30 protein-coding genes are annotated in these 25,236 nt (G+C 45.0%); 14 read left to right on the top strand and 16 right to left on the bottom strand.

The features are described from left to right. Nucleotides 1–56: 56 nt before the first annotated feature. The 7 genes from murA to mlaF are packed head-to-tail and all read right to left on the bottom strand — an operon-like array spanning nt 57 to nt 4,688. Complete coding sequence (murA, locus tag GWI56_RS18845) at nt 57–1,316, bottom strand: UDP-N-acetylglucosamine 1-carboxyvinyltransferase (protein ID WP_105251399.1); 1,260 nt, start codon at nt 1,314–1,316, stop codon at nt 57–59. A 9-nt stretch (nt 1,317–1,325) separates the two neighbouring features. Continuing rightward, complete coding sequence (locus tag GWI56_RS18840; RefSeq protein ID WP_006086065.1) at nt 1,326–1,583, bottom strand: BolA family protein; 258 nt, start codon at nt 1,581–1,583, stop codon at nt 1,326–1,328. Between the two features lie 19 nt (nt 1,584–1,602). Then, on the bottom strand, nt 1,603–1,887 hold the full coding sequence (locus tag GWI56_RS18835) for an STAS domain-containing protein (RefSeq protein ID WP_105251398.1): 285 nt from the start codon (nt 1,885–1,887) through the stop codon (nt 1,603–1,605). Beyond that, nucleotides 1,884–2,546, bottom strand: coding sequence for an ABC transporter substrate-binding protein (locus GWI56_RS18830; RefSeq protein ID WP_105251397.1), 663 nt, complete (start codon nt 2,544–2,546; stop codon nt 1,884–1,886). The genes GWI56_RS18835 and GWI56_RS18830 overlap by 4 nt, the downstream gene beginning before the upstream one ends. A gap of 11 nt (nt 2,547–2,557) precedes the next feature. Then, the gene (gene mlaD / locus GWI56_RS18825) at nt 2,558–3,031 is read right to left on the bottom strand and encodes an outer membrane lipid asymmetry maintenance protein MlaD (RefSeq protein WP_028759401.1); all 474 of its coding nucleotides are present in this window, start codon (nt 3,029–3,031) and stop codon (nt 2,558–2,560) included. 56 nt (nt 3,032–3,087) lie between these two features. After that, nucleotides 3,088–3,873: a lipid asymmetry maintenance ABC transporter permease subunit MlaE gene (mlaE, locus tag GWI56_RS18820; protein ID WP_105251396.1), complete on the bottom strand. Its 786-nt coding sequence runs from the start codon at nt 3,871–3,873 to the stop codon at nt 3,088–3,090. Then, complete coding sequence (gene mlaF, locus GWI56_RS18815) at nt 3,870–4,688, bottom strand: phospholipid ABC transporter ATP-binding protein MlaF (RefSeq protein ID WP_063882287.1); 819 nt, start codon at nt 4,686–4,688, stop codon at nt 3,870–3,872. Before mlaF ends, mlaE begins: the two co-directional genes overlap by 4 nt. 643 nt (nt 4,689–5,331) lie before the next feature. Between mlaF and GWI56_RS18810 the strand changes: the two genes are divergently transcribed. The 11 genes from GWI56_RS18810 to mgtE all read left to right on the top strand — a co-directional run bounded on the left by GWI56_RS18810 (nt 5,332) and on the right by mgtE (nt 13,762). Beyond that, entirely contained in the window at nt 5,332–6,309 is a 978-nt protein-coding gene (locus GWI56_RS18810) for a KpsF/GutQ family sugar-phosphate isomerase (protein WP_168825500.1), read from the top strand. Continuing rightward, entirely contained in the window at nt 6,309–6,860 is a 552-nt protein-coding gene (kdsC, locus tag GWI56_RS18805; RefSeq protein WP_028759542.1) for a 3-deoxy-manno-octulosonate-8-phosphatase KdsC, read from the top strand. Before GWI56_RS18810 ends, kdsC begins: the two co-directional genes overlap by 1 nt. Beyond that, a complete protein-coding gene (gene lptC, locus GWI56_RS18800; RefSeq protein ID WP_105251394.1) occupies nt 6,857–7,417 on the top strand; it encodes an LPS export ABC transporter periplasmic protein LptC in 561 nt (186 codons plus the stop codon). Before kdsC ends, lptC begins: the two co-directional genes overlap by 4 nt. Continuing rightward, nucleotides 7,404–7,958: a lipopolysaccharide transport periplasmic protein LptA gene (gene lptA, locus GWI56_RS18795; protein WP_198573774.1), complete on the top strand. Its 555-nt coding sequence runs from the start codon at nt 7,404–7,406 to the stop codon at nt 7,956–7,958. Before lptC ends, lptA begins: the two co-directional genes overlap by 14 nt. Then, nucleotides 7,955–8,686 (top strand): LPS export ABC transporter ATP-binding protein, encoded by a 732-nt coding sequence (lptB, locus tag GWI56_RS18790; protein WP_105251392.1) that lies wholly within the window; start codon nt 7,955–7,957, stop codon nt 8,684–8,686. Before lptA ends, lptB begins: the two co-directional genes overlap by 4 nt. A gap of 107 nt (nt 8,687–8,793) precedes the next feature. Next, nucleotides 8,794–10,272: an RNA polymerase factor sigma-54 gene (locus tag GWI56_RS18785; protein WP_105251391.1), complete on the top strand. Its 1,479-nt coding sequence runs from the start codon at nt 8,794–8,796 to the stop codon at nt 10,270–10,272. Between the two features lie 28 nt (nt 10,273–10,300). Then, nucleotides 10,301–10,588 (top strand): ribosome hibernation promoting factor, encoded by a 288-nt coding sequence (gene hpf / locus GWI56_RS18780; protein WP_006083070.1) that lies wholly within the window; start codon nt 10,301–10,303, stop codon nt 10,586–10,588. A 2-nt stretch (nt 10,589–10,590) separates the two neighbouring features. Beyond that, nucleotides 10,591–11,034 carry a PTS IIA-like nitrogen regulatory protein PtsN gene (gene ptsN, locus GWI56_RS18775; RefSeq protein ID WP_006083071.1) on the top strand — a complete coding sequence of 148 codons (444 nt, stop codon included), beginning with the start codon at nt 10,591–10,593 and terminating at the stop codon, nt 11,032–11,034. Continuing rightward, complete coding sequence (gene rapZ / locus GWI56_RS18770; protein ID WP_105251390.1) at nt 11,031–11,885, top strand: RNase adapter RapZ; 855 nt, start codon at nt 11,031–11,033, stop codon at nt 11,883–11,885. Before ptsN ends, rapZ begins: the two co-directional genes overlap by 4 nt. Next, on the top strand, nt 11,872–12,147 hold the full coding sequence (locus GWI56_RS18765) for an HPr family phosphocarrier protein (RefSeq protein WP_006083073.1): 276 nt from the start codon (nt 11,872–11,874) through the stop codon (nt 12,145–12,147). The genes rapZ and GWI56_RS18765 overlap by 14 nt, the downstream gene beginning before the upstream one ends. 250 nt (nt 12,148–12,397) lie before the next feature. Further along, nucleotides 12,398–13,762, top strand: coding sequence for a magnesium transporter (gene mgtE / locus GWI56_RS18760; protein WP_113939980.1), 1,365 nt, complete (start codon nt 12,398–12,400; stop codon nt 13,760–13,762). Nucleotides 13,763–13,841: 79 nt separating this feature from the next. Here the strand turns inward: mgtE and GWI56_RS18755 are convergent, their stop codons facing one another. Both GWI56_RS18755 and GWI56_RS18750 read right to left on the bottom strand, forming a co-directional pair. Beyond that, nucleotides 13,842–14,678: a molybdate ABC transporter substrate-binding protein gene (locus tag GWI56_RS18755; RefSeq protein ID WP_173246897.1), complete on the bottom strand. Its 837-nt coding sequence runs from the start codon at nt 14,676–14,678 to the stop codon at nt 13,842–13,844. Between the two features lie 265 nt (nt 14,679–14,943). Further along, entirely contained in the window at nt 14,944–15,633 is a 690-nt protein-coding gene (locus GWI56_RS18750) for an OmpA family protein (RefSeq protein WP_168825788.1), read from the bottom strand. 673 nt (nt 15,634–16,306) lie between these two features. On the opposite strand from GWI56_RS18750, the gene GWI56_RS18745 reads away from it, so the two are divergent. Then, the gene (locus tag GWI56_RS18745) at nt 16,307–16,540 is read left to right on the top strand and encodes a transposase (protein WP_106649408.1); all 234 of its coding nucleotides are present in this window, start codon (nt 16,307–16,309) and stop codon (nt 16,538–16,540) included. 715 nt (nt 16,541–17,255) lie between these two features. On the opposite strand, the gene GWI56_RS18740 is transcribed toward GWI56_RS18745, so the two are convergent. Both GWI56_RS18740 and GWI56_RS18735 read right to left on the bottom strand, forming a co-directional pair. Continuing rightward, complete coding sequence (locus tag GWI56_RS18740; protein WP_028759534.1) at nt 17,256–18,116, bottom strand: PA4780 family RIO1-like protein kinase; 861 nt, start codon at nt 18,114–18,116, stop codon at nt 17,256–17,258. Nucleotides 18,117–18,451: 335 nt separating this feature from the next. Continuing rightward, a complete protein-coding gene (locus tag GWI56_RS18735; RefSeq protein ID WP_173246900.1) occupies nt 18,452–18,766 on the bottom strand; it encodes a hypothetical protein in 315 nt (104 codons plus the stop codon). A gap of 180 nt (nt 18,767–18,946) precedes the next feature. On the opposite strand from GWI56_RS18735, the gene GWI56_RS18730 reads away from it, so the two are divergent. Next, a complete protein-coding gene (locus GWI56_RS18730; RefSeq protein ID WP_113939984.1) occupies nt 18,947–19,495 on the top strand; it encodes a DUF2799 domain-containing protein in 549 nt (182 codons plus the stop codon). A gap of 54 nt (nt 19,496–19,549) precedes the next feature. Here GWI56_RS18730 and GWI56_RS18725 read toward each other — a convergent pair whose 3' ends face one another. Then, nucleotides 19,550–20,308 carry a phosphatase PAP2 family protein gene (locus GWI56_RS18725; RefSeq protein ID WP_198573788.1) on the bottom strand — a complete coding sequence of 253 codons (759 nt, stop codon included), beginning with the start codon at nt 20,306–20,308 and terminating at the stop codon, nt 19,550–19,552. Between the two features lie 224 nt (nt 20,309–20,532). On the opposite strand from GWI56_RS18725, the gene GWI56_RS18720 reads away from it, so the two are divergent. After that, nucleotides 20,533–22,473: a GGDEF domain-containing protein gene (locus GWI56_RS18720; RefSeq protein WP_198573773.1), complete on the top strand. Its 1,941-nt coding sequence runs from the start codon at nt 20,533–20,535 to the stop codon at nt 22,471–22,473. A gap of 187 nt (nt 22,474–22,660) precedes the next feature. Here the strand turns inward: GWI56_RS18720 and GWI56_RS18715 are convergent, their stop codons facing one another. The 4 genes from GWI56_RS18715 to GWI56_RS18700 form a co-directional block, all read right to left on the bottom strand. Further along, nucleotides 22,661–23,056, bottom strand: coding sequence for a hypothetical protein (locus tag GWI56_RS18715; protein WP_168825513.1), 396 nt, complete (start codon nt 23,054–23,056; stop codon nt 22,661–22,663). A gap of 81 nt (nt 23,057–23,137) precedes the next feature. Further along, the gene (locus GWI56_RS18710; protein ID WP_198573772.1) at nt 23,138–23,551 is read right to left on the bottom strand and encodes a hypothetical protein; all 414 of its coding nucleotides are present in this window, start codon (nt 23,549–23,551) and stop codon (nt 23,138–23,140) included. Nucleotides 23,552–23,652: 101 nt separating this feature from the next. After that, nucleotides 23,653–24,036 carry a hypothetical protein gene (locus GWI56_RS18705; RefSeq protein ID WP_198573771.1) on the bottom strand — a complete coding sequence of 128 codons (384 nt, stop codon included), beginning with the start codon at nt 24,034–24,036 and terminating at the stop codon, nt 23,653–23,655. A gap of 64 nt (nt 24,037–24,100) precedes the next feature. Beyond that, nucleotides 24,101–25,042, bottom strand: coding sequence for a hypothetical protein (locus GWI56_RS18700; RefSeq protein WP_198573770.1), 942 nt, complete (start codon nt 25,040–25,042; stop codon nt 24,101–24,103). Nucleotides 25,043–25,236: the final 194 nt, after the last annotated feature.

Raw genomic sequence — 25,236 nt, 5'->3', positions numbered from 1 at the left:
AACCAGCTTTTAGCTGGTTTTTTAATGATTCAAAATTAGCTTAAGTCAGTAACAGATCACTGAATACGCACAACCTGTGCGCCTAAACCTTGAAACTTATTCTCAATATGCTCATAGCCACGATCTAAGTGATAGATACGATCGACAATCGTCTTACCATCGGCCACTAAGCCCGCAATCACTAGACTCGCTGACGCACGTAAATCCGTCGCCATTACCTGAGCACCACTTAAAGATTCAATCCCTTGAATGATGCAGGTATTACCTTCAAGCTCCATGGTAGCGCCCATACGGATAAGTTCAGGCACATGCATAAAACGATTTTCGAAGATAGTCTCAGTTATGGTTGCCGTACCTTGTGCTAAGGCATTGAGCACACAAAACTGCGCCTGCATATCGGTTGGGAAACCAGGATAAGGTGCCGTCTTGATATTCACCGCCTTCGGACGTTTACCCTGCATATCGAGCTCAATCCAATCTTCGCCCGTAGTAATCGTCGCGCCTGCATCTTCAAGCTTAGCGATAACCGACTCAAGTGAAGCAGGATCGGCTTTTAAACAACGAATGCGACCACGGGTCACCGCAGCGGCCACCAAAAATGAACCGGTTTCGATACGATCTGGCATCACGCGGTAATTACAGCCCTGTAAACGCTCAACCCCTTGAATACGCAATGTCGCACTGCCTACACCAGTGATTTTTGCACCCATGGCAATTAAGCAATTAGCGAGATCGATCACTTCAGGTTCACGGGCCGCGTTTTCAATCACGGTTTCGCCATCGGCTAATGCTGCGGCCATCAGTAAGTTTTCGGTCGCACCAACACTCACCATGTCCATAAAGATATGTGCGCCTTTAAGACGACCATCAACACGGGCCTTGATATAACCTTCTTTCACTTCAATCTTGGCGCCCATCATTTCAAGGCCATGTAAGTGCAAGTTCACTGGTCTTGCGCCAATGGCACAGCCGCCAGGCAATGACACATCAGCCGTACCATAGCGAGCCAATAACGGCCCTAAGATCAAGATAGAAGCACGCATGGTTTTCACTAGATCATAGGGAGCGCAAAACTCATTCAGATTAGTGGTAGAAATGCGGATCTGTCCGTCACCGAGTTCAGTCACTTCAGCGCCGAGACAGCGTAATAATTTACAGCTCGTACTCACATCACGCAGATTGGGCACGTTAGAAACCACAAAATCGGTTTCAGCCAATACACCGGCCATCAGAATAGGCAAAGCTGCATTTTTAGCACCCGAAATAATCACATCACCGGCAAGCGGGGGGCTTGCCTGAATTGTTAGTTTATCCACTTTTCCTCACTAGCTAGGCATGTTGAAAACTTTTTCGCGTTTCCATTGAGTCGGCGTGAAAGTTTTGATCGTTAATGCATGTAATTCACCGCTGGCAATGTGTGCCGTCAACGGTGCATAAATGGCTTGTTGCTGTTTGACTCGGCTCATACCATCGAAGCATTCACCTACGGCGATCACTTTATAATGGCTACCATCCGAGCTAGCGTGAACTTCTTCAAGCCCTAACGCATCACGTAAAATCTGTTCAATTAAGCTGCATTCCATGAAATCTATTACCCTATTCTCAATGCGCTTCTTCGGTAAAGAAGGCATCTAAATCATATAAATCAATTAGTTTTTTAAGTTGTGGTGAAGCAGAACTCAATACAAGTTGGCTGCGATGTTCACGCACTAACGCCAGCAAAAATGCCATGCCAGCGCTATCACTGTATTCGAGCCCAGACAGAGACAATATCTGGGTTGACTCATTTAGCAGTTGTTGCCGCTGTGGCCAAAGTGTAATGACATCGGCTTGGGTTATGCGCCCTTTGAGATGACAAACTGTCCCCTGTTGCACAAATTCAATCACGACTGTGACTTCCCTGACTTAGCCTTCATGACCACTTTCTCTTTAGTGCGATCTTCAAGCATCTTAATCACGGGATCGATACCCTGTTGGCGAATTAGATTAGAGATTTCCGACTGCTTAGAAGACAGTAAGCTCACACCTTCGGCAACTAAATCAAATGCCTTCCATGAGTCATCCTTTAAACGGCGCGCCTTAAACAATAGTTTAATAGGTGGGCGACCAGCTTCGATGATCTGCACGTTTACATCGACCATTTTCTCTTTGCTGAAATCAATCCCAGGTGAGAATTCCACTTTTTGATTAGTATATTCAGTAAAGGCTTGGGCATAAGTAGAGATTAAATAACCTTCAAAAGCATTGACGAAACGATTGCGTTGCTCTTCGGTTGAATCCTTAAGATATTGGCCTAATACCTTATAAGAAGCGTATTTATAATCGACATAAGGCATGAGTTCTTCACGAACAATTACCTTTAAATGGTCTGAATTTGCGTCGATTAATGCTTTATCTTTGTGAAAACGATCGAAGGTTTTATTGGCAACGGCTTTCACCATGGCATACGGATCTGTCGTATCGACAACCACATCAGCGGCGACTGCGCTCGTTGCCCCTAAAACCATCACTAACGGCAATAAAAAACGAGATAAGTTTTTAAACATAGCGGTAACCCCTATTTATCCTTCGAACCCATACTATATAAGAACTGACCAATCAGCTCCTCCAACACTAATGCCGAGCGAGTGTCGTCAATCTTATCGCCGTCTTTCAGCATACTGACATCATCGTCGACAAAACCCGGTGTTAACCCTAAGAATTGCTCGCCCAACAAACCCGAAGTCAAAATGGCTAAACTACTGGTTTCAGGGAATTTATCGTAACGCTTGTCCATTACTAATGTAACCACAGCCACTAACTTAACTGGGTCTAAATCTATGCTGCTCACTCGGCCAACGACAACACCGCCAACCTTGACTGGCGAACGCACCTTCAAACCACCAATGTTGGTAAAATTGGCTTGTATGGTATAAGTGCTATCGCTGCTTTTTACTTCAATATTGGCGACGTTAAAGACTAAGACCAAAAAAGCGGCCAATCCTGTTAAAAGAAACACACCCACTAATAATTCAATTTTTCGTGTCAACATGTTCAGCTACCACTCTGTTAATCCATCTAACCTGTGTCGAAATCCGCAGTGTTCCGTTAGCGGCCAAACATCAGGGCTGTCAGTAAAAAATCCAATGCCAATACAGCGAGGCTCGACTGAACGACAGTCTGGGTCGTTGCACGGCTGATGCCTTCCGGATTTGGGATCACTTGATAACCGCGATATAACGCAATCCAAGTGACCACTACGGCAAACACACCACTTTTGATCAAGCAGTTAACTATGTCCTGACGCCATTCGACAGACGCCTGCAGAATCGACCAAAACGCACCACTGTCGATCCCTTTCCATTCCACGCCAACAAGGTGCCCGCCATAAATACCTACAGCGGTAAACATCAACGCCAGCAATGGCATACTGATCACTCCAGCCCAAAAGCGCGGTGCAATAATCTGCCTTAATGGGTCAATCGCCATCATTTCTAAACTGGAAAGCTGCTCAGTACTTTTCATTAAACCAATTTCAGCGGTTAATGCTGAACCCGCCCGTCCCGCAAACAATAACGCGGTAACAACTGGCCCTAACTCACGCAGTAAACTGAGCGCCACCATAGGACCTAAGCTTTCTTCGGTGCCAAAACCAACTAAGATGTTGTAGCCTTGCAGTGCGAGCACCATGCCGATAAAGAGTCCTGAGACTAAAATAATCACCATGGATTGCACACCGACCACATAAATCTGGCGCACTAATAATGGAAAACCTTTACGCACGCGTGGCCAGCGAAAAATCGCACCCCACAGCATAAGGCCTGCACGGCCAAAACCGAGCACTAGCTCAATCGCGCTGCGGCCTAAGTCGGCAATACTGTCGATTAACTTCACTTGCCAACTCCTTTTGCCATTAATTCTTGCTGGTAATCATTTGCCGGATAATGGAACGGCACAGGGCCGTCCGGAGCACCTTGAATAAACTGTTTCAGCTGCGGATTATCAGCGTACTTTAATTCTTCAGGGGTACCGTGGGCGATGACTTTTTTGTCAGCCACCACATATACATAATCGGCAATGCCAAGCACTTCATCCACATCGTGGGACACTACAATTGAAGTCAGATTCAGCGCATCGGATAACTCACGAATAAGCTTTACTAACACACCCATCGATATTGGGTCTTGCCCTGCAAAAGGCTCATCGTACATCACCATTTCAGGTTCAAGCGCTATGGCTCTAGCCAATGCGGCGCGGCGTTGCATACCACCGGATAACTCGCTTGGCATCATCTGAGCGGCACCACGTAAACCTACGGCTTCAAGCTTCATCAGCACGATAGTGCGAATAATGTCTTCAGGCAGTCCAGAATGTTCACGCAGTGCAAACGCCACGTTATCGAACACATTAATGTCGGTAAACAGCGCGCCACTTTGAAACAGCATGCTCATCCGCTTACGCAGACTAAATAATTCATTGCGACTCACGCCATGGATATCGTGACCGTCGAATAACACTTGTCCATGGTCAGGCGTTAATTGGCCGCCAATCAATTTCAACAGGGTCGTTTTGCCTATGCCGCTCGGCCCCATGATCGCCGTCACCTTGCCCCTTGGAATGGACAGGCTAATATCTTCATATATCACACGCTGACCGCGGCTAAACCCCAAATTACGGATCTCAACCAACGGCGTTTGTTCTTGAGTCATGCTTGATTCCGACATTTGCAAATGAGGTGATCCTAGTCTTCCTAGACTGACCAATCGAAGAGCCGCAAATTGTACGTAATTGCGCTTTAACCTACAACCGAATCGACACTATCGCCCTGCGATACTTTCAATTTGCCTCATTTACAGCGAAAATGCGCCCTAAGTTTTCACTCTGCACAGGTAAAATGTTACTTAATGTTTTCAACCTAGTTGCAGAATTGGCAGTATTGGCTAATTCGTTCGCACTTAGCTCACTCTTCGCCCACTTTTATCGGGGAGAGTCGATACGCAATTGCGCAAAAGAGGCATCCCATGGGGTAATACCCGCTGCGATATGGGATAAATCCATTGAAATAAACGACAAAGACGATGATATTGCTCAAGACCTTCTGCCGCTAAACACGTTATTGTGCATGAATAGCTAACGCAGCTGGACTTGACGAGTCGGATCAATCGCTCTAGCCTGCCGCAATTGTTTTGCTATTTTCGGTAATTAACCACAGCAATACATAAGCTAAATTGTCTGAAAACAAACTAATACTTGGCAGAAAGCCTATTACATATCATCTTTATCGCGTACCAAATTGTGCTATTCCAATCCCATCAATGGGGCGACAAAGACAATGCAAAAAGAGAGATAGACATGGTAGACAAATCACAACTGCGCCAATGGGGTTGTAAAGTTATCGATATTGAAAAGTCAGCCCTAGACAATCTTTATCAATATGTTGATTCGGCTGAATTTGCAGAGGCTTGCGAGTTGATCCTCAACTGCACAGGCAAAGTGATTGTCATGGGAATGGGCAAATCGGGCCATATCGGCAATAAGATTTCAGCCACCCTCGCCAGCACAGGAACGCCCGCATTTTTTGTGCATCCGGGTGAAGCCAGCCACGGCGATCTGGGTGTATTGGCCGATAACGATGTGATTTTAGCGATTTCAAATTCTGGTGAGTCGAGCGAAATCCTCACCTTAATGCCGGTCATCCAACGTATGGGAGTACCTGTTATTGCAGTAACGGGTAAACCCGAATCGAATATGGCGCGATTATCTAAAGTGCATTTATGTATCGAAGTCCCAGAAGAGGCTTGCCCACTTGGACTAGCCCCAACGTCGAGCACTACCGCGACCTTAGTGATGGGCGATGCCATCGCCATTGCGCTACTACAAGCGAAAGGCTTTACCCGTGATGATTTTGCTATGTCCCATCCTGGCGGAGCTTTAGGACGCAAGTTATTGTTAAAAGTCTGCGATGTCATGCACAGCGGTGATGACTTACCGCTCGTTAACCACGATATTTGCATCACAGAAGCTCTGTACGAAATCTCCAAGAAAGGCTTAGGCATGACGGCGATTATTGATGATCAGCGCAAGCTGGTTGGTATCTTCACTGATGGTGATTTACGCCGCGTTATTGATGCAGAAGTGAATTTACGCACGACGCCCATTGCCGATGTGATGACCCGTAACTGCGTCACGATCACAGATAATGTGTTGGCCGCCCAAGCACTGCAAGTGATGGACTCAAAAAATATCAACGGATTAATTGTTATCGATAAAGATCGCCATCCTATTGGCGCTCTTAACATGCTCGATATGGTAAAAGCAGGAGTCATTTAATGCCACAGCAAGGATTTTACGGCCCAATCAGTGATGATGTGTGGCAACGCGCGCAAAAGATTAAACTGTTAATCTGTGACGTCGATGGGGTATTTTCCGACGGCCGTATTTACTTGAGTAATAGCGGCGAAGAGCTCAAAGCCTTCCATACCCGTGACGGTTATGGCGTGCGCTCACTCCTCACCAGCGGTTTCAACCTCGCCGTGATCACAGGACGTCAATCCAAAATCGTTGAAAACCGTATGACAGCCCTTGGTGTTACCCATATTTACCAAGGCGTAGACAATAAGTTCGAGCCCTATGAAGCATTGCTCGCACTTTATGGTGTCACCCCAGAAGAAGTGGCTTATATCGGTGATGATATTGTCGATCTACCCGTGATGAATGTTGTCGGTTTAGCGGTCAGTGTTGCTGACGGCCACCCCTATGTACGCCAACACGCCCATTTTGTGACTACGCTCAATGGTGGCCACGGTGCACTGCGTGAACTCACAGATCTGTTACTCCTAAGTCAAAATAAATTCACTTCGGCCCATGGAATGAGTATATGAGTCGTGTGACACTCGCGATTATCGCTTTTTTTGGAACCGCACTAGCGCTTTACTGGCAAGTGCAGAACAAACACAGCGGTGATTCCGATAACAGAGTAAAAGATCAAAATACCCCAGATTTCATCGTTGAAGATCTGCGCAGTGTTGAGTTCAATGAGCAAGGACTAGTGAATAGCCGTGTGACGGCGAAACACATGGAACATTATGATTCAACGAATCAAACTTTCTTTACTCAACCTGTTTATCTTGTTTATCCAGACCAAGGTAAAGCACAATGGCAACTCAGGGCAGATCAGGGCAAGCTAAACAAGGAAACTGGCAAGGTTGTATTAGAAAATAATGTTATTATCGATGCCATTAGCCCAGAAGAACCGATTCAGACCTTGTCCACCAGTTATCTGGAACTCGATCTCAACACTATGATAATGACCTCTGACCGTACCATTTACGTCACAGGGAAAGATTTTAATATTCAAGGCCAAGGCCTTTATGCCGACCTCAACGCGCAAGAAGTGCAATTGACCAGTCAGGTAGTAGGAACATATGAAGCAAAATAACGTATTACTTGCCAGCCTAATGCTAATTATGAGCATGAGTGCTTTCGCGAAAGTCGGCGACTTAAAGCAAGAAGTCACAATCAAAGCTGTGAGCCAAACTGCGGATATCAAAAACAACCAGATCATTTTCTTTGGTCCGGTTGAAGTGACCCAAGGCTCAATAAAAATCCAAGCAAATGAACTGCGTGCATTTTCCGCTGAAGGTGAAAATAGCAAAACTTTGGTCGCCACAGGCAACCCTGCTACATATAGCCAAATATTAGACGATGGCCGCCCTGCATCTGCCAGCGCGAAAGAAATTCGTTACGATATGGCAAGCCGCACCTTAACACTGAAAGGTATGGCGTCATTAGATCAAGCGGGTAGCCAAGTTACAGGCAATTTAATCCGCTATAACATGATTCAACAGAAATTGATGGCCGAGAGTACTGGCAGTGGTGACGATCGCGTAATCACTATTATTCAGCCTGAAAACTATCAAGATGATGCTAAATCAGACGCTCCGGCGGATAAACCTGTAAAAAAGCAGGACTCTAAATGACCCAAATCACCTTAAGAGCACAAAATCTGGCGAAAAGTTACAAGAGTCGCCAAGTGGTTAAAGACGTCAGTCTGACGGTAAAAACCGGTCAAGTCGTTGGCCTACTCGGTCCAAACGGTGCAGGTAAAACCACGACCTTTTACATGGTTGTCGGGCTAGTGAAGAGCGATAAGGGACATATCTTTATCGACGATGATGATTTAACCGCAGATCCTATGCATCTGCGTGCCCGCAAAGGCATAGGTTACTTACCGCAAGAAGCCAGTATCTTTCGTAAGCTAACTGTTCATGACAACATCATGGCCGTACTGCAAACTCGTAAAGAACTTAAAAACGAAGAACGAGAAGAAGAACTAGAACATCTGCTCGAAGAGTTTCATATCACCCACATCCGTGACAGCCAAGGCATGTCATTGTCGGGTGGCGAACGTCGTCGCGTCGAAATTGCGCGGGCTTTAGCCGCTAATCCTAAGTTCATTTTGCTCGATGAACCGTTTGCCGGCGTCGATCCTATTTCGGTTATCGACATCAAGAAGATTATCGAACAACTCAAAAGTCGCGGCCTTGGCGTACTGATCACAGACCATAATGTCCGCGAGACATTAGATGTATGTGAACATGCTTATATTGTGAGTCACGGAAACCTGATTGCCGAAGGAACTCCAGCAGAGATCTTAGACAATCAGCAAGTTAGGGCTGTGTACTTAGGTGAACAATTCAGGCTATAGTTAATCGAGCGAAGCCAATGGAGGCAATTTATACCGCCATTGGGCTTCACTCAAGATAATAATAAGCGACCTCATCCAACAATAATAACGTAGGGATCAGCGGTAACATGAAAGCGTCACTCCAGCTCAAACTGGGTCAACAGTTAACCATGACGCCACAACTACAACAGGCTATACGTCTGTTGCAACTGTCGTCATTAGAACTGCAGCAAGAGATCCAGCAAGCATTAGATTCTAATCCCCTTCTCGAGCTGGAAGAGGATCAATTCGACGCCACTAAAACCCCTGTAAACCAAACGCTATCCGATACGGATTTCAGTGAATCTAGCACTCTGCCACCAGAAAAAGACAGCTCCACCATAGATACGGCAGAGTCGCTAACCAAAGAATCCATGCCCGATGAGCTCCCCATGGACACCACATGGGATGAAGTGTTTACCGCCTCCCCAAACTCAGGCCCCGGCGGCAGTCGTGAAGACGATATGCCCTTCCAAGGCGAGACCAGTGAAGGTTTGTACGAACACTTAGAATGGCAAAAAAACCTCACGCCGTTTTCTGAAACCGATTTAGCCATTGCCACCGCCATTATTGATGCCATCGACGATCAGGGCTATCTCACCCAAAGCACTGAAGAAATTCTCGAAGCCATGGGCAATCCTGAAGTTGAGCTTGACGAAGTCGAAGCCGTACTCAAGCGTATTCAGCATTTTGATCCCATAGGCGTTGCCGCCCGCGATTTAAGTGAATGCCTGCTGATCCAACTGTCGCATTTCGCCGCTGATACTCCCAACCTAGAAAACGCCCGTATGCTGATCAAAGATCATTTAGATCTGATCGCCGCCCGTGATTTTAGGTTATTGATGCGTAAGACTAAATTAAAAGAAGATGAATTAAGGGATGGTATAGCACTTATCCAAACCCTCAATCCTCGCCCAGGTTTGTTGATCACGCCCAATAATGACGAATACGTTATCCCAGATGTGTCTGTGTCGAAGAAAAATGGCCGCTGGGTCGTTGAGCTTAATCCTGACTGCATGCCAAAAATCAATGTAAATCAACATTATGCTTCTATGGCACGCAGTACCAAAAACCAAGCCGATAGCCAATTTATTCGCGGCCATCTGCAAGAGGCTAAATGGTTTATTAAGAGCTTAGAAAGCCGTAACGATACTTTGCTTAAAGTTGCTAATTGCATAGTGCAATATCAGCAAGGTTTCTTTGAGTACGGTGAAGAAGCCATGAAACCTATGGTGCTTAACGATATTGCCGAAGCGGTAGAAATGCATGAGTCCACCATCTCACGGGTCACAACTCAAAAATACATGCATACCCCTAAGGGACTTTTTGAACTAAAATACTTCTTCTCTAGCCACGTCGGTACTGACGATGGTGGTGAGTGCTCATCCACAGCAATCAGAGCCTTTATAAAGAAACTGGTGGCAGCGGAAAACCAGAAAAAACCATTAAGCGATAGTAAGATGGCACAACTTCTGGCAGAACAAGGGATCAACGTAGCCCGCAGAACCATTGCGAAGTACCGAGAGGCTATGCTTATTCCACCTTCTAATCAGCGTAAAAGTTTATAACCTACAGTGGATATCGGAGGACGTTTCTATGCAAATAAACCTAAGTGGACACCATGTCGAAATTACCGAATCGTTACGTGCATATGTAGAAGAAAAGTTTTCAAAACTTGAACGCCATTTCGAACAGATCAATAATGTGCACGTTGTGCTCAATGTTGAGAAAATGCAACAGATTGCCGAAGCGAGAATAAACCTCATAGGTGGTGAAGTTTTTGCTACTTCAGAGCATGCTGACATGTATGCCGCTATAGACGCCCTGATTGACAAGCTTGACCGTCAGGTTATTAAACACAAAGAGAAGTTAACAAAACACTAATAATGGAACTTTGTACCATACTGCGGCCGGAGTGCACTACCTGCGCCACTCCGGGCAGCAAGAAAAAGGTACTGGAACTCATCAGCGACTTAGTCGCTGCCCAGTACCCGACCCTCTCATCTCAAGAGATATTCGAAAGCCTAGTGGCGCGCGAAAAGATGGGGAGCACAGGTATAGGTAACGGCATCGCCATTCCACATGGTCGACTAGCCGATATAGATCAGCCCATTGCCATACTAATTAAGTGTGAAGAGCCGATAGCATTTGATGCTATCGATAAGCAACCTGTTGATATTTTATTTGCACTACTGGTGCCTGCAGACCAATGTCAGCAGCACTTAAGTACCTTGTCTTGCATGGCCGAAAAGCTGAGCGACAAGCAAATATTAAAGCAATTACGCAAGACGCATGATGAAACGGAACTCTATCAGGTAATCACTGGATGAAACTGGTCATAGTGTCGGGCCGCTCAGGCTCAGGCAAATCTGTCGCCCTTAGGGTACTCGAAGATCTCGGCTATTATTGTGTCGATAACCTTCCCTTGCCATTGATTGGCAGTTTGCTTGAGCAACTCAAGGGCAGTAACGATCTCGTCGCCATCAGTGTCGACGTGCGTAACATGCCTGAGCAGGATAAGGTCTTAGTAAAACAACTCGCTAGCCTACCTCCAGATACTGAGTTAACGAGCTTCTTCCTTAACTCCAGCGATAAAATTCTGCTCAAGCGTTACAGCGAAACCCGCCGTTTGCATCCTTTGTCGAAGAGCCGAGTCTCTTTGCAAGAAGCGATAAAGCTGGAGGGGAAACTGCTCGAGCCTATGTCAAAACTGGTCGATCACTACATAGATACGTCGAATTTGAATATCTATGATTTAAGCGACCAAGTCAGACAAATTCTCCTTGGTAGTGTCGATAAAGAACTCGTGATCAACTTCGAGTCCTTTGGCTTTAAGCACGGAATGCCCACCGAAGCCGACTTTATGTTCGATGTGCGCTTCCTGCCCAATCCCCACTGGGAGTTGGCGCTGCGGCCATTGACTGGCTTAGATGAACCCGTAGCTGAGTTCTTAAATCGTCAACCACTGGTTAATAAGTTCATCTGGCAAATCGAAAACTTACTGGAGACTTGGCTGCCGCACCTCGAGCGTAACAATCGCAGTTATTTAACTGTGGCCATTGGCTGCACAGGTGGACAGCACAGATCCGTTTACGTCGCAGAGCAATTGGCCAAACGCTTTAGTAACGGTAAACATAAAGTTTATGCCCGTCATCGAGAGCTCAATAATGCCAAAGCTTGAACGTCAGATAACCATCTGTAATAAGCTCGGTTTACATGCCCGTGCCGCCACTAAGTTGGTGGTACTGGCTTCCGAGTTTGATGCGACCATCACCTTAATCCAAGGCGATAAACAAGCATCGGCCGCCAGTGTGCTTGGCTTGCTGATGCTTGAAACTGGCATGGGTAAAACCATCAAGCTTATCGCCGAAGGCCCAGATGCAGAGCCGGCTCTCGATGCCATTTGTGCCTTAATCGACGCTAAGTTTGACGAAGCCTGTTAGTTTCACTTCACACTAAGCACTTCATCGTTAGTTTCACTTCATGTCTAGTTTTAAAAACTTGCCATTCACACATGGCAAAACATTTGTCGCTCGACGATACAAGCCACAGGCGATTACACTAGCGGTCATTGCGCTGGCCTTAACCTTACCTTAGCCGTCTTAATCTATGTCATCGACTGACGCTTAGTCACCGCAAAATCCTAGCCCAACACTAAGATCTCAAACCAATTTGCCGCACAATGGAGGACAAATGCCCGTAGATAATGCAGAAAACGATCACACCGGACATAGTCTTGACCAGTTAAACCAAGCGCTTAGCAGCGGCATGTTCGTGCATGTGCGTAATATGCTGCAAAAAATGGCCGCCTCAGATATCGCGCTGATCTTAGAATCATCACCGCCAAGTGCCAGACAAGTATTGTGGCAGCTCATCGATCAGGAACAAATAGGCGACATACTCGATGAGTTGAGTGAAGAACTCAAAGACCCACTGATCCGCAGCATGAGCCCTGAGCGAGTCGCGAAAGCGACAGCAAGCATGGACACCGACGATCTCGCCTATATTCTGCGAAGTCTTCCCGACGCCGTTTACAAACAAGTGTTGCAGTCGATGACGGAGCAAAATCGCCTGAGGGTAGAACAAGCCCTATCTTATCCAGATGAGACCGCCGGCAGCTTGATGAATACAGATACAGTCACCTTAAGACCCGATGTGAATATCGATGTGGTGCTGCGCTATCTTCGGCAAAGGGGCAACCTACCCGACACCACAGATACCTTATATGTGGTCGACAAACAGGACAAAGTCCTTGGCGGTGTTAGGCTGGCAGATCTGCTGACTTGCGCGCCAAGCACCACAATTCGCAATATCATGGATCCCAATATTCAAAGTATTCCGGTGAGCATGTCCGACAGCGAAGTCGCGCAGAAATTCGAACGCAATGACTGGGTATCGGCACCTGTCGTCGACAGTGATGGTAAGCTACTCGGACGTATCACAATCGATGACGTAGTCGATGTTATCCGCGAAGATGCTGAACATTCCATGATGGGTATGGCGGGGATGGACGGAGATGAAGATACCTTTGGTCCTGTGCTAAAAAGTACCCTACGTCGCTCGCTCTGGCTTACTATAAACTTATTCGCCGCCCTGCTTGCCTCGTCGGTCAGCAATATGTTTGAAGGCACTATTGAGCAATTTGCCACTATCGCCATCTTGATGACAATTGTCCCTAGCATGGGCGGTGTTGCCGGTAATCAGACCTTAGCGCTCGTGATCCGCGGTATTGCTTTAGGCCATATCGGCCAAAGCAACGCTCGCTGGCTTATCGGTAAAGAGCTATCGATTGGTTTTCTCAATGGCTTGATGTGGTCGATTTTAGTCTTTGTCGCCGTGTGGCTATGGAAGGATGATATGGCACTGGCGGGATTAATTGGTAGCGCTATGCTGATCAATATGACAGTAGCTGGGCTTGCAGGTGCGAGTATTCCATTGATTTTAAAACGACTTAAAATCGATCCTGCCCTCGCTGGCGGTATGGTGCTCACCACAGTCACTGACGTGGTTGGCCTGTTCGCCTTCCTCGGGTTAGCGACGCTCTACCTGATGAACTAACGCTTTAACAGTTTGAGCTAATAACAAAAACGGCACCTCAAAGGTGCCGTTTTTTATCCCGCTGGAAAGCTAAAGAAGGCTATTTTGCCGGAGGTTGGAAACCATAACTGCTCAAAATCGCTTGGCCTTTGGTCGATAGAATAAACTCAGCTAACGGCTTAGCGACAGTATTAGCGCCTTGTAAAACCAATAAACCATAGTCGGCACCCACGGCGAGTTCCTGCGGTAAGTCGATGATTTGTAAACTCGGCACTTCTTTTTTAGCCAGCACAGCATTAGTGCAATAGGTTAAAAAGATATCCGCTTGCTTGTTTTCCATTACCCAGCCATAGGGGTTACGATCCTTAGGCGATTTAACGCTCTCAGGGCCGCCCGTCAGTTGTAATGCCTTGGTCTCTAACGCGGCTTTCGCATTAGGTTTTACCACTTCGGCCTTAGCAAAAACGGCCCAGGCATAATCACCCGCGGGGTCGGCTTTCGGGGTTGAGGTGCCGACTTTAACCTTAGGATCTAACAAGGTATCGAGTAAGGTCGCACTCGTCACCTGAACTGTGTCTTGAGCAACAGCGCAGAGTTGATTACGGGCAAACATTTGCACCGCTTCGCCCTGACCCGAATCCACTAATGCCTGTGGATGTTTCATATTCGCCGAGGCAAAGATATCGACTTTCTCGCCCTCTTGAATGCGCTTTAACAATAAACCTGAGGGCGCATATTGCGCTACAACACTTATTTGCGACTGTGCTTGATAAGCAGCAATAATATCACTCATCGCAGCCTTTAAACTGCCTGCGGCGCGCAGTTCTATCGGCGCGGCTCCTGTGGTCACTTCGGCTTTCATCGGCACTCCTTGTACAGCAGTCACCATGATGACAGGACTTAAACTCAAGGCTACTAACACATTTTTGCTTATCATAGTCATATTCTCCTTTAGGCACTAAAAGTCATTCTTGTGACTTATCCCCATACAGAACGTGAAATCGATAAAGGGATCAAGCTGAACTCATCCCAAGGTAATTAGCAGTGATATGTTTGTGGTGCAGGTCACTCAAGGTGCGCTTCATAAAGGACAAATTGTCTAATTGAAGCACGGCAAGCTAATCACTCAATTAGCCCACCACTGAAAACAAAAAAGTCGCCCCTGGCGACTTTTTCAGCGAGAACTTTGTGCTTAGACCAGACTATTTACCTGTTGGTATTAGTACGATCTCAACGCGGCGGTTTTGTGCTCGGCCATTTGCATTGGCATTTGATGCAATAGGACTCGCTTCACCCATACCTTTTGATTTTACACGGGCAGAGGCAACGCCTTTACTCATCAAGTAATTACCCACTTCGCTAGCACGGACCTGTGACAGACGTAAATTATAAGAGTCTGAACCACTGCTGTCGGTATAACCTAATACGTTAAGCTGCGTTTTGCTGTATTCCTTGGCCACAACCGCCACTGAATTCAGCACGCGTTTAGCACCGTCACTTAACTCGGTTTGATCTACGCCGAAGGTCACTTCATTAGGCATATTCAAAATGATGTTATCGCCGTTACGGGTCACACTCACGCCCGTTGAGGCTAATTGTTGGCGTAATTTGGTCTCTTGCACATCCATGTAATAACCAATACCACCACCGACTGCAGCGCCCGATGCAGCACCAATTAAGGCACCTTTACCGCGGTCGCTCTTGCTCGAAGATACCACCCCAATTGCGGCACCCGCGACGGCACCAATCAATGCGCCACTGGTAGCTTTAGCGGTTTGTTCTTCGTTTGAATAGGGATTGATTGTTGTACAACCCGATGCAACTAGCGCGGTCGTCAATACCACTATGGCTAACAGGGATGGTTTAGATTGCACTGCCTGAAAACACTTCATCATTTATAACCTCTTTATATGATTGATGACTGTGAATACCGCTCAAAAGGGCAAGAAATATCACGTCCATTAGGTAATACGAATGACCTAGGGATTGCCACAAAGCAGGCAGTATATAAGCAATTGCGCTGGAGACAATCCTTTATCCATCTTCAATTATGCTAATCCAGATTTTAGTCAGCAAAGATACAGATTTCGGGCTTCAATCATGGCTTGTACCGCCCAATTTCATATCAAGTCTATGGCACCGAAATAGTGCACCTTGCACCTTTATTGGCAGCACTAAAAAATAACGCCGTTTTAATCGAAGGCGCAATACAATGATTTAAAAGGTTAAAATGAAAATTAGAATATTGGCACGAATTTTACATACTACTAAGTGAGTAGACAGTCAGACGCGGTAAACATCGCCGAAAAACTAGAGTCGACTTCAACTGGATTAATCCAAATTAAATGGACCTATCGAGACAGAAAATGGGCTCGAGTATTTAGGGTCATAAAGGAGGAAGTATGAAAACGGTCATGAACTTTATCGCACTATGTCGCCACGAATGGATTTGTCTGCGCCATCTAGGTCTGAGCCAGTGGGATTTAGAACAGCGTCACTATCATCAATAAAAGGCAACGCAAACGGTCATATTTTGGTTAGAAGGCAGTAAAAGAGGGAACGCTCATGGGAATCGCAGAAAATAGTCTCAAGCTACATGTTATCACCGAGGTTAAAGTACAAGGTCGCTTACTGTCGGATGTTGCACGTCAATACGGTTTATCTGCCAAGGCAGTCTACCAATGGGTGCGAGAAAGCGATCTGCAACCCCAGCAAAGAGAATGCGCATTAATGAGTGAGATTGCCCAGCTACAGAAAAAAATTAAACAGCTCAATCAAGAGCTACGCACGATAGGTTAGCCTGTACAACAAGCTAAACGTGCCCGAATAGACAAGGCCGGACGAGATTGCATATCGCCCTGCTGATAACGCTAACGATGTAAAAGATGTGCTAACAACAATAATAACAGCGCCCTTTTTAGTCCGGCCTTGTCGTCCAAATTGATGAACCCAGCGAAGATTGGGAAATAGTATTAACAGCAACAAACGGATAGGGACAATGCAAAAGTTTCGGCAAGACTAGGGAGGGAGTTATCTCCCCCAAGATCAAATATGTGAATTGTGCTCCCCCAAGTCATGAACATATTTCTCTCTCTGGCCTTGTCATTTTATTCACAGGATCAATGATGATCCAGCACTGCAATGAGTGTAGTGCGCCAAGGAAGGCCGTGATTGGTATTACATAGATTGACTGAAGAGTGACCAAGGTTTCGGCAAGAATTGAGGGAGTTATCTTCCCCAAAGATTAAATATGTGAATTGTGCTCCCCCAAGTCATGAACATATTTCTCTCAACTCTTGTCCTTTTATCACACTGTTCGATGATTGCTAGCTTGTTTGTAGCAACAAGGATGGCCCCAGCTTCCATCGGGGATTAAGCCAAGGATTGGCTAACGCCAAAAATTAAATAACAATAATAAAATCAATAACAAAAATAATAATTTCACTTAATTTTTAGCATAAAAAAGACGCTACTTTGAGCGTCTTTTTTATGGGTGAAAAACAACGACTGACGATTAATAGTCTTCTTCGTTTGCCTCTTGGATCCGCTGCTTACGCTCTTGTGCCTCTTCAAAGGCTGCTTGGATTTCTTCCAAGACCGCACTAACATCGGCTTCAACCAGCACTTCGGTAAACTCACCCGTTAATGGCGTTTCAGGCTTCAATTCACCGGCTTCAAACAAGGCCCAAATTTCTTTGGCGTATTGTGTTTTTAGCAGCTCAGGAGCATACAAACCATAGTATTGAGTCATGTTATTCACATCACGCGCTAACATCCATTTAGCATGGTTATTCGCCGCGGCATCGACGGCCTGAGGTAAGTCGATAATCACTGGCCCTTCACTATCAACTAACACATTAAACTCAGACAAGTCACCGTGCACTAACCCCGCACAGAGCATACGTTTAACATAGGTCATCACCAACGCATGATCCTTCAAGGCTTTTTCTGCCGACATACTGACATCGTTTAATCTCGGCGCGACATTGCCCTCGGCATCCGTCACTAACTCCATCAGCAACACGCCATCAAAACAGCCGTAAGGTGTTGGCACCCGCACACCTGCATTCGCTAAACGGTAAAGTGCTTCAACTTCAGCATTTTGCCAAGCTTCTTCCTGCTGATCGCGGCCAAATTTAGACCCTTTTTCCATCGCGCGCGCACGACGACTGTTACGGACTTTTCGGCCTTCTTGATATAACACAGCTTGCTTAAAACTGCGCTTGTCCGCTTCTTTATAGACTTTGGCACAGCGGATATCATCACCACTGCGTACAACGTACACAGTCGCTTCTTTACCGCTCATTAACTGGCTAATGACCTCATCGACCAGTCCTTCATCAACCAGGGGTTGGATTCGTTTCGGAGTTTTCATAGCGCCCTTATACCTTACTTAGGCATGATATGGAATACTGCGGGCAAATCTTCATACAAAAGCGGTCTCCAGCGGAAGTTTGATGAATATAGTTTAGGATTATTAAACGAATTTTAAGTAAAAACTAATGCACTTGCGTGTTAAACACAATACCAGATTTACTCAGCGCGTTGGCAAAGAAAGAGACTGAAAATACCGCTTTAACTAAAAGAATATTCTTTTATGCTCACCCCAGTAAAACCAGACTCAAAACGACAAGCCATATTCCGCGCCGAATATGCCAATCCAAGCCAGTTGAAATAATACCCATAGCTAAATTGGTGCAGGAACATAACTCAAACAAACAAGGCAATCACACTGCCCACGGTCGCCGCCGCTTTCAATATTTGGCCTGCACTGTAATAAGTGTCGTTTGAACTCTTAACGTCATCTACATCATCCGCACTAGGCTCAGGTATTTTACTCCTTGCATTGCCATCAAAACTGACCTCAGCTTTGGGAGCCGCCAGCCCTAATGCACCATAGGTAAAGGATTTAAGTCCGCTTGGCTCGGCGGTATCAAGGGATTGATGAGCCGACTTAACTGCTGGTAATGAAGCTGAATACGCAGATGAAATAAGTGAAATCATAGCGAGCACCAAAGCAGACATTTAAAGTGTTAACCGCAAACTAACACAATATCAGCTGGTTATCATGCATTCATCCGCTAAACTGTGATGGATTTTGCCCAACAAAACGCATCTATTACAGTATAAATAGCGGTATATATAGCTAGATCTCCCCCATAAGAGCCTTTATCCTAAACACCACAACATATAGAGAACTTATCCATGCACTATCCCAGCATTTTCCTCGCACTTTCAGTCCTATCCCTGACTCAATGCAGCAGCTTATCTATTGAAGAATGCGCCAATAGTGATTGGTTTGCCCTTGGGCTTGCCGATGGCAACCGTGGAACAAGTTCTGGGCAATTAAATCAATATCAAAAAGATTGTCGTGAATTTAATCTCAGTGTCGATACCGCGCAGTGGAAACAAGGATACCAGCAAGGGTTAGCCAGTTACTGCGTGCCAGAAAATGGCTACCGCGTAGGCTTAGCGGGAGAAAGTTATTATGGGGTTTGCAGTAATAACCAGTTTGTTGAGCGCTATAACCAAGGCCATCAACAATACCTGACCAACAAACGTTTAACTGAGATTGCCGATCGCTTAAATACCATCGAGAGGGAAATAAGCAGTCTTGATGGCAAGATCAATAATCTCACCGACAAGGCTGACTTATTGAAACAGAAAAACAGCCTACTCAACGAAAAAAACCAACTGTTAGATGAAAGATCTCGCCTACGCAGACCTGATATGCGCTTCGAATTTAGATTTTAAGCCATAAAAAACACTGAACCCAATAAGGACTCAGGGCGTTAGCTTCGCAGCTCGTTATTTTTGCGGTATTCCACTACTTGTAACCTTGAACATTTGACCCAAAGCGACCAATTTAGACTTTCTAAACGCAGGCGAGCGCAGAAAAAACACATAGTAGAGTAGGCTAGCGGACGTCCATGCTATGGCTAAACTCCATAAATCATGACTCAAGAAGTGGGCGCCGCGTAACTCTTGGCCAATGCCAAATACTAGGCCTAAACTCAAACCAAAGATTAATCCAAACTTAGCTAAATGCGGGCGATACTCACGCAGCACGTAATACAAGGCAACCCAAGCAAATCCCCCACTGGCATGGCCACCAGGGAAACATTGACCAAACTCAGCACTTTTAGGTAAACGAGAAAACAAGGATGAATGTATCATCTGGCCGCCAAACTCAATCACATCCCACGGGCAGGTCATGTGAGTAACGCTCTTGCCGATTCGGACCAACAACACACTCGCCAATACGCTACTAAATAGGTAAATCAGGCCCTTGCGGTACGGTTTTACCCTGTCACTTCGAAAACTAAAGGCAATGCCGACTACGACACTCACCGCCAGCAAGATGACAAAGTTACGCCCAGTGACATGCAGTAAATCTTCGGTCAACCAATATCCTCTCAATGGCCAAGAGTCGATGCCCCCTTGCCAATGAAATAACAAAGTCGCGACTTTCATATCAGCGTGAGTCCATTCAAGCCCCACTATGATCACTGCAAACACTAAAAGCGGCGTAATTAAATGCCCCTTAGCAAAATCCATAAATGTCATCATAACTTTATCTTTCAGATAGTTACTCACTAATAAATCCAAAAATCAGAACATTTAGTGTTAGAGTACCGCTGAATTCTTACCTAACACTTAAGAGATCTAACAGCGCAGCATTTAAGATAGAACCGAGATTTTGCAGTAACTAAATTTACCGAAAAGACTCACATCATGAGTAAAAAGACTATAGTTTATGAATAGTATCGCGCCTCTAGGACTGAGCATTCATGCCATACAACCTCGCCATTAACCAGTCTCAAAAAGATCGTTTATTTGCCGACATTACGATCGACACAGACAAAATCGTTGTTCCCCAAGAAATGGTTGATAACTGGCAACAAACCTTAGATTTGCTCTCTGAATTAGTCGACACCCCCGCCGCTTTGATCATGCGTGTCCATCAAACCGATATTGAGGTCTTTACCTCGAGCCGCACCCAAGGTAATCCCTATAAAAAACATGATAAAGACAATTTAGGCCACGGGCTTTACTGCGAAACAGTGATCAAAGAAGGTAAGGAACTCCACATTCCTAACGCCCTAAAGGATAAAAACTGGGACAAAAATCCTGACATTAAACTCGGCATGATCGCATACTGTGGTTTACCTTTACGTTGGCCAGATAGCAGTGCCTTTGGCACTATCTGCATGCTCGATAGCCAAGAGCATAATTACCGCCAATCTTTTCGCAGCTTACTCGCTCGTTTTCAAAATGGTATCGAAGCTAACCTAGTCACCCTTTATCAACAGGCTAAGCTACAACTGCACAATCAGCAGCTAGAGCAAAAAGTACAACAGCGCACCCATGAACTCGCCGAACTTAGCGGCAAGCTCATTAAAGAAATCGAAAACCGCACCTCCACCGAAACCTCACTGGAATACCATAAAAGCTACGATCCGCTCACGGGATTACCCAATCGCATCAATTTGATTAATAGTCTGTCGATCATGCTCGAAGAAGTGAATCGCAAAGAAAAGATTTCAGTACTCTATCTTGGGCTGCGCAATTTCAAATCCATCAACGACAGTTATGGTTACCTGATTGGCGATAAAATTCTCACGATTCTCAGCCAACGTTTACAGCACTATACCGATGAAAATACCTTTATCGCCCGCATCGCCGGCGCCGAATTTGTGATTATTCAGGCCCACAAACCTTCGAATAACGAAACCAATAAACTCATCAATAAAGTGCTTAACTGCTGTAATACCCCCTTTGGTGTGGCTGATTTTGTTATCACGATGCCCTCGAGCATGGGTATAGCACAAGCACCTATGGATGGTATCGATGCCGCCATCCTGCTGCAAAAAGCCGGAGCGGCCATGACGATCAGCAAGGCTGATGGCTCAACTCACAGCTTCTTTAATCAAGATACACAAGCCGCTTTAAACCTACGCTATCAACTTGAATCCCACTTGGTCGATGCACTGAACAAGAACGAGTTAAGCCTGCATTACCAACCCTTTATTAACTTAAAGACGAAGCAAGTGATTGGTGCCGAAGCCCTACTGCGCTGGCATAATCCCATCCTTGGCAATGTCGCCCCAGACAGATTCATCGCCTTAGCTGAACGTAATGGGCAGATTATCGATATTGGCAATTTTGTATTGCATACCGCGCTGTCTCAGGCGGCAAAATGGTGTCGCGAGGTAGGCCAAGAGTTTAAAATCGCCATCAATATTTCCCCTTTGCAAATGCGCAATCCCCGCTTTAGCGAACACATAGCCGACTTACTCACCCTCTATCAATTGCCCCCCACCGCCTTAGAACTTGAAATTACCGAAGGCATGCTGATGCAGGATGAACACATTGCCCACAATGCCATCCAAAAACTACAAGAACTCGGTATCCGCATCTCCCTAGATGATTTTGGCACAGGCTACTCATCCTTAAGTTATCTACAAAAATACTCTTTCGACACCTTAAAAATCGATCGCTGCTTTATTAGTAAACTCGAAGAAAACGAACAAAATAGAGAGTTAACAAAGGCAATTATTGCCATTGGTAAGAAACTGGACTTGGAAGTGATCGCCGAAGGCGTAGAAACCCTAGAACAAGATGCCTTTATTCGTCACGAAGAATGCGACTTAGGCCAAGGCTATCTCTACGGTAAACCCATTACCGCAACACAGTTTGAGCAGGCATTTATCCATAAAAAAGAGCATTAAGTTCATCCTTAATGCTCTTTTTTATTTCGCGAATTAAAACCGACTGAATAATGCTACGTGAATAGTCATTCCACAGAATGTTATAACTCACATTTGTACAAAAGTGAGCTAGTTTTTTTACTCTAATTCGTGGAGTTCGGATTAAAATTTCTATGGGTTATCACCTTACAAACGCAAGCCAACTGTTTTACGTCCGTTTAAGCAACTTATTATGTTCTCTTGCTAACCACCACAAAAATAAGATTGCTTGTAATCCCGAAATACCTGCATAAAACAAAAACAATTCAATTTTCATAGAAGGTAGTGAAATCAGAATACCGAAAGCTAGAATCCCTAAAAAATAACACCATTTATTCTGATTAAAGAACTTTACTGCCACCCAATGCACAGGAAAGCCAATTAACATCCATCCAATAATTGAGAATATAAAATAGAACACTAAAACAAAACGTATTGATCCATAGAAGTATTTAAAATCCATTGTTATTAAGTCAGATTCATTACTCCAGTAAAACAGCATAATTGGAACAAAACATATTGCTATAGCAATAAACACGGCTCGTAAAAAGTGCTCCAAATTCACAACCTCTCCCTGAGAACATAACGCCGCAAGCGGCGAGCGTTAGCGAGTCCAGCACCGAAGGTGCGATGCTGACTTGCCTTGTTAACTTTTTGCATACTCTACAACTAAAGACAGCGGGAACAAAAAAATAGCTGCCAACAAGAAATAACAACAAAGATAAAACACTCCGTAATAAACTGAATTTGTTATCTTACAAGCTAACTCCAATCTACGGGTGCCTAGCAGAGACGGAAAATAACTAGAGAACAGATTAATCGCATCAGCATTCTCTTCAAATAGTTTCACTAAGAAAAGCCTTAGCGTTGTGATAGTCATTACCATCCCTGCAAGGACAAAGGTAAAAAATAATAACCACTCAGCCATTTCAAAAGCTGTAACACCAACGAATGCAGCAAGAACAAGTAACATAGTGCCGATAACCCACCAGCGATAATAGCTTGCCGCCTTTTTTGTAAGGGCCTGATAGCAAAATTTAAGCGGTGCTTGAGGGTGCATAGTTCTTCCATAAAGTTAACGCCCGCAGCACGCGCGGCTTTGTAGTGAAGGCGGAGCTGCAACGAAAAGGCCGTCGCTGTGCCTGCGATTGTTAGGCATTTCTACTTCCGGCCCCTCGAAATATAGTCGGCATATTCATCTTGAATCATAAACTCGTTCAATAACCTTTCAGATGATCCTGCGAATCGTTGCTCAATAAACTCTATCGCTTGGCCAAATGAAGTGAATGATTTGACCTCATTGGCATCCTCTAGCTCTAGGTCTAGATCTAGTGGACCAAACTCATAAATATTAAGGAATGATTCATCACCCAAATCAGCAGTTTCGTAAACTGAAACATCTATTTCGGATTTGGGACCTCGAACGCTTAGCCACTGAATACCAGCACGGCCATCCCGTTCACAGCCACCAAGAAAGCACTCAACTGCTTTCCCTCGCTTAAGCGCCGACTCGGCTTCTTGAAGATTAAGGTATCTACGGCTCATTGTGTATGCCTAACGCCGCGCTCTGCGGAGCGCAGCGGAAAATTTGTCTGACAGCAGCGCCTTGTTAACTGCAGAACTCAATTCTATAGCCTCTGGCTGTACTGTATTTTAAATCATTAAATGTGTCGCATATAACGGAACTATCAAAGAAACTAGATGCTTCATTTGTTTTCCCTTTAGTTCCGAGACCAAGTACAAGCCGCTGCAGCACTGGCAAACTATTATTTAGCTCAGAAAACAATACAGGATCTATCTTCGAATTAATTACAGCCAATTCGTTAATTGAGCTACCTTTAATACCTGACAAAGAGGAAAGTCCATTCATGGTATCCATGACCAAGCTCTTAAGGTGCGTTAGATTGGAAACATCTGGAATGGATGTAACTTGCTTTAGAGTACTTAAATGCAATATCTCAAGAGATGTCAGGTTTTCCAGGGCACTTAGGTCGTGTAATTTCTTTACCCAAAGTATTTCTAGGCTTGTTAACTTAGATAATCCTTTAATAGCATTTAGGTCTTCAAATGTGCCGAAACCCAAATATAAACTTTCTAAATTACTCAGACTGGCAACATGCTCTATTTGTTTTTCTTGATACCCTGAAAGGGTTAGGTCTCTAAGGCTAGTGAGCGTAGCTATAGAATCGATATCTTTCTTATTTTTGACCAAACTCAGAGAATTTAACTTATTCAGATCTGATAGAGGCCTTAAAGATACAGTTTTTTTATTAAGCTCTCCCAGACTCAAAAACTCTATATCGTTTACATGCTCAGCAATAGCATCAATACTTGTTAGCGCAGGAAGAAACATCTCTAAAGCTCTAATGCCCGAATAGTGTTTCAGGAAATCTAAACTGTAATCGTTACCCGCAGACCATGTAGGACCAAAAGCACCACCTAAGTATGATAGAGATATACCATCGATTTTTCCTTGGCGTATTTCATCCGCGATAGATGAATGTTCTTCATCGCTCAAATTGTCGGCTATCTTTTTTAGTTTTACGCGCATAATCTCAATTCTAGGTAGCAGTTAACGTCTTAGTATTTATGCGCTGCGCTGTTTGCAGGGCATAAATCGCTTGTTGACTAAATCTCAAATATGGCCATTGCCACATCCATGTAAATGGGTATAAATGATGCTATAGGAATTTGCTTTTTTGCGGTAGCGGTTTTTTATACAGTTTGATGGGTAATCACTTGATA

It is taken from the genome of Shewanella sp. DW31 (genome assembly GCF_015767295.1).
Classification (GTDB): domain Bacteria; phylum Pseudomonadota; class Gammaproteobacteria; order Enterobacterales; family Shewanellaceae; genus Shewanella; species Shewanella oncorhynchi.
This window is presented reverse-complemented; position numbering and strand designations above follow the sequence as displayed.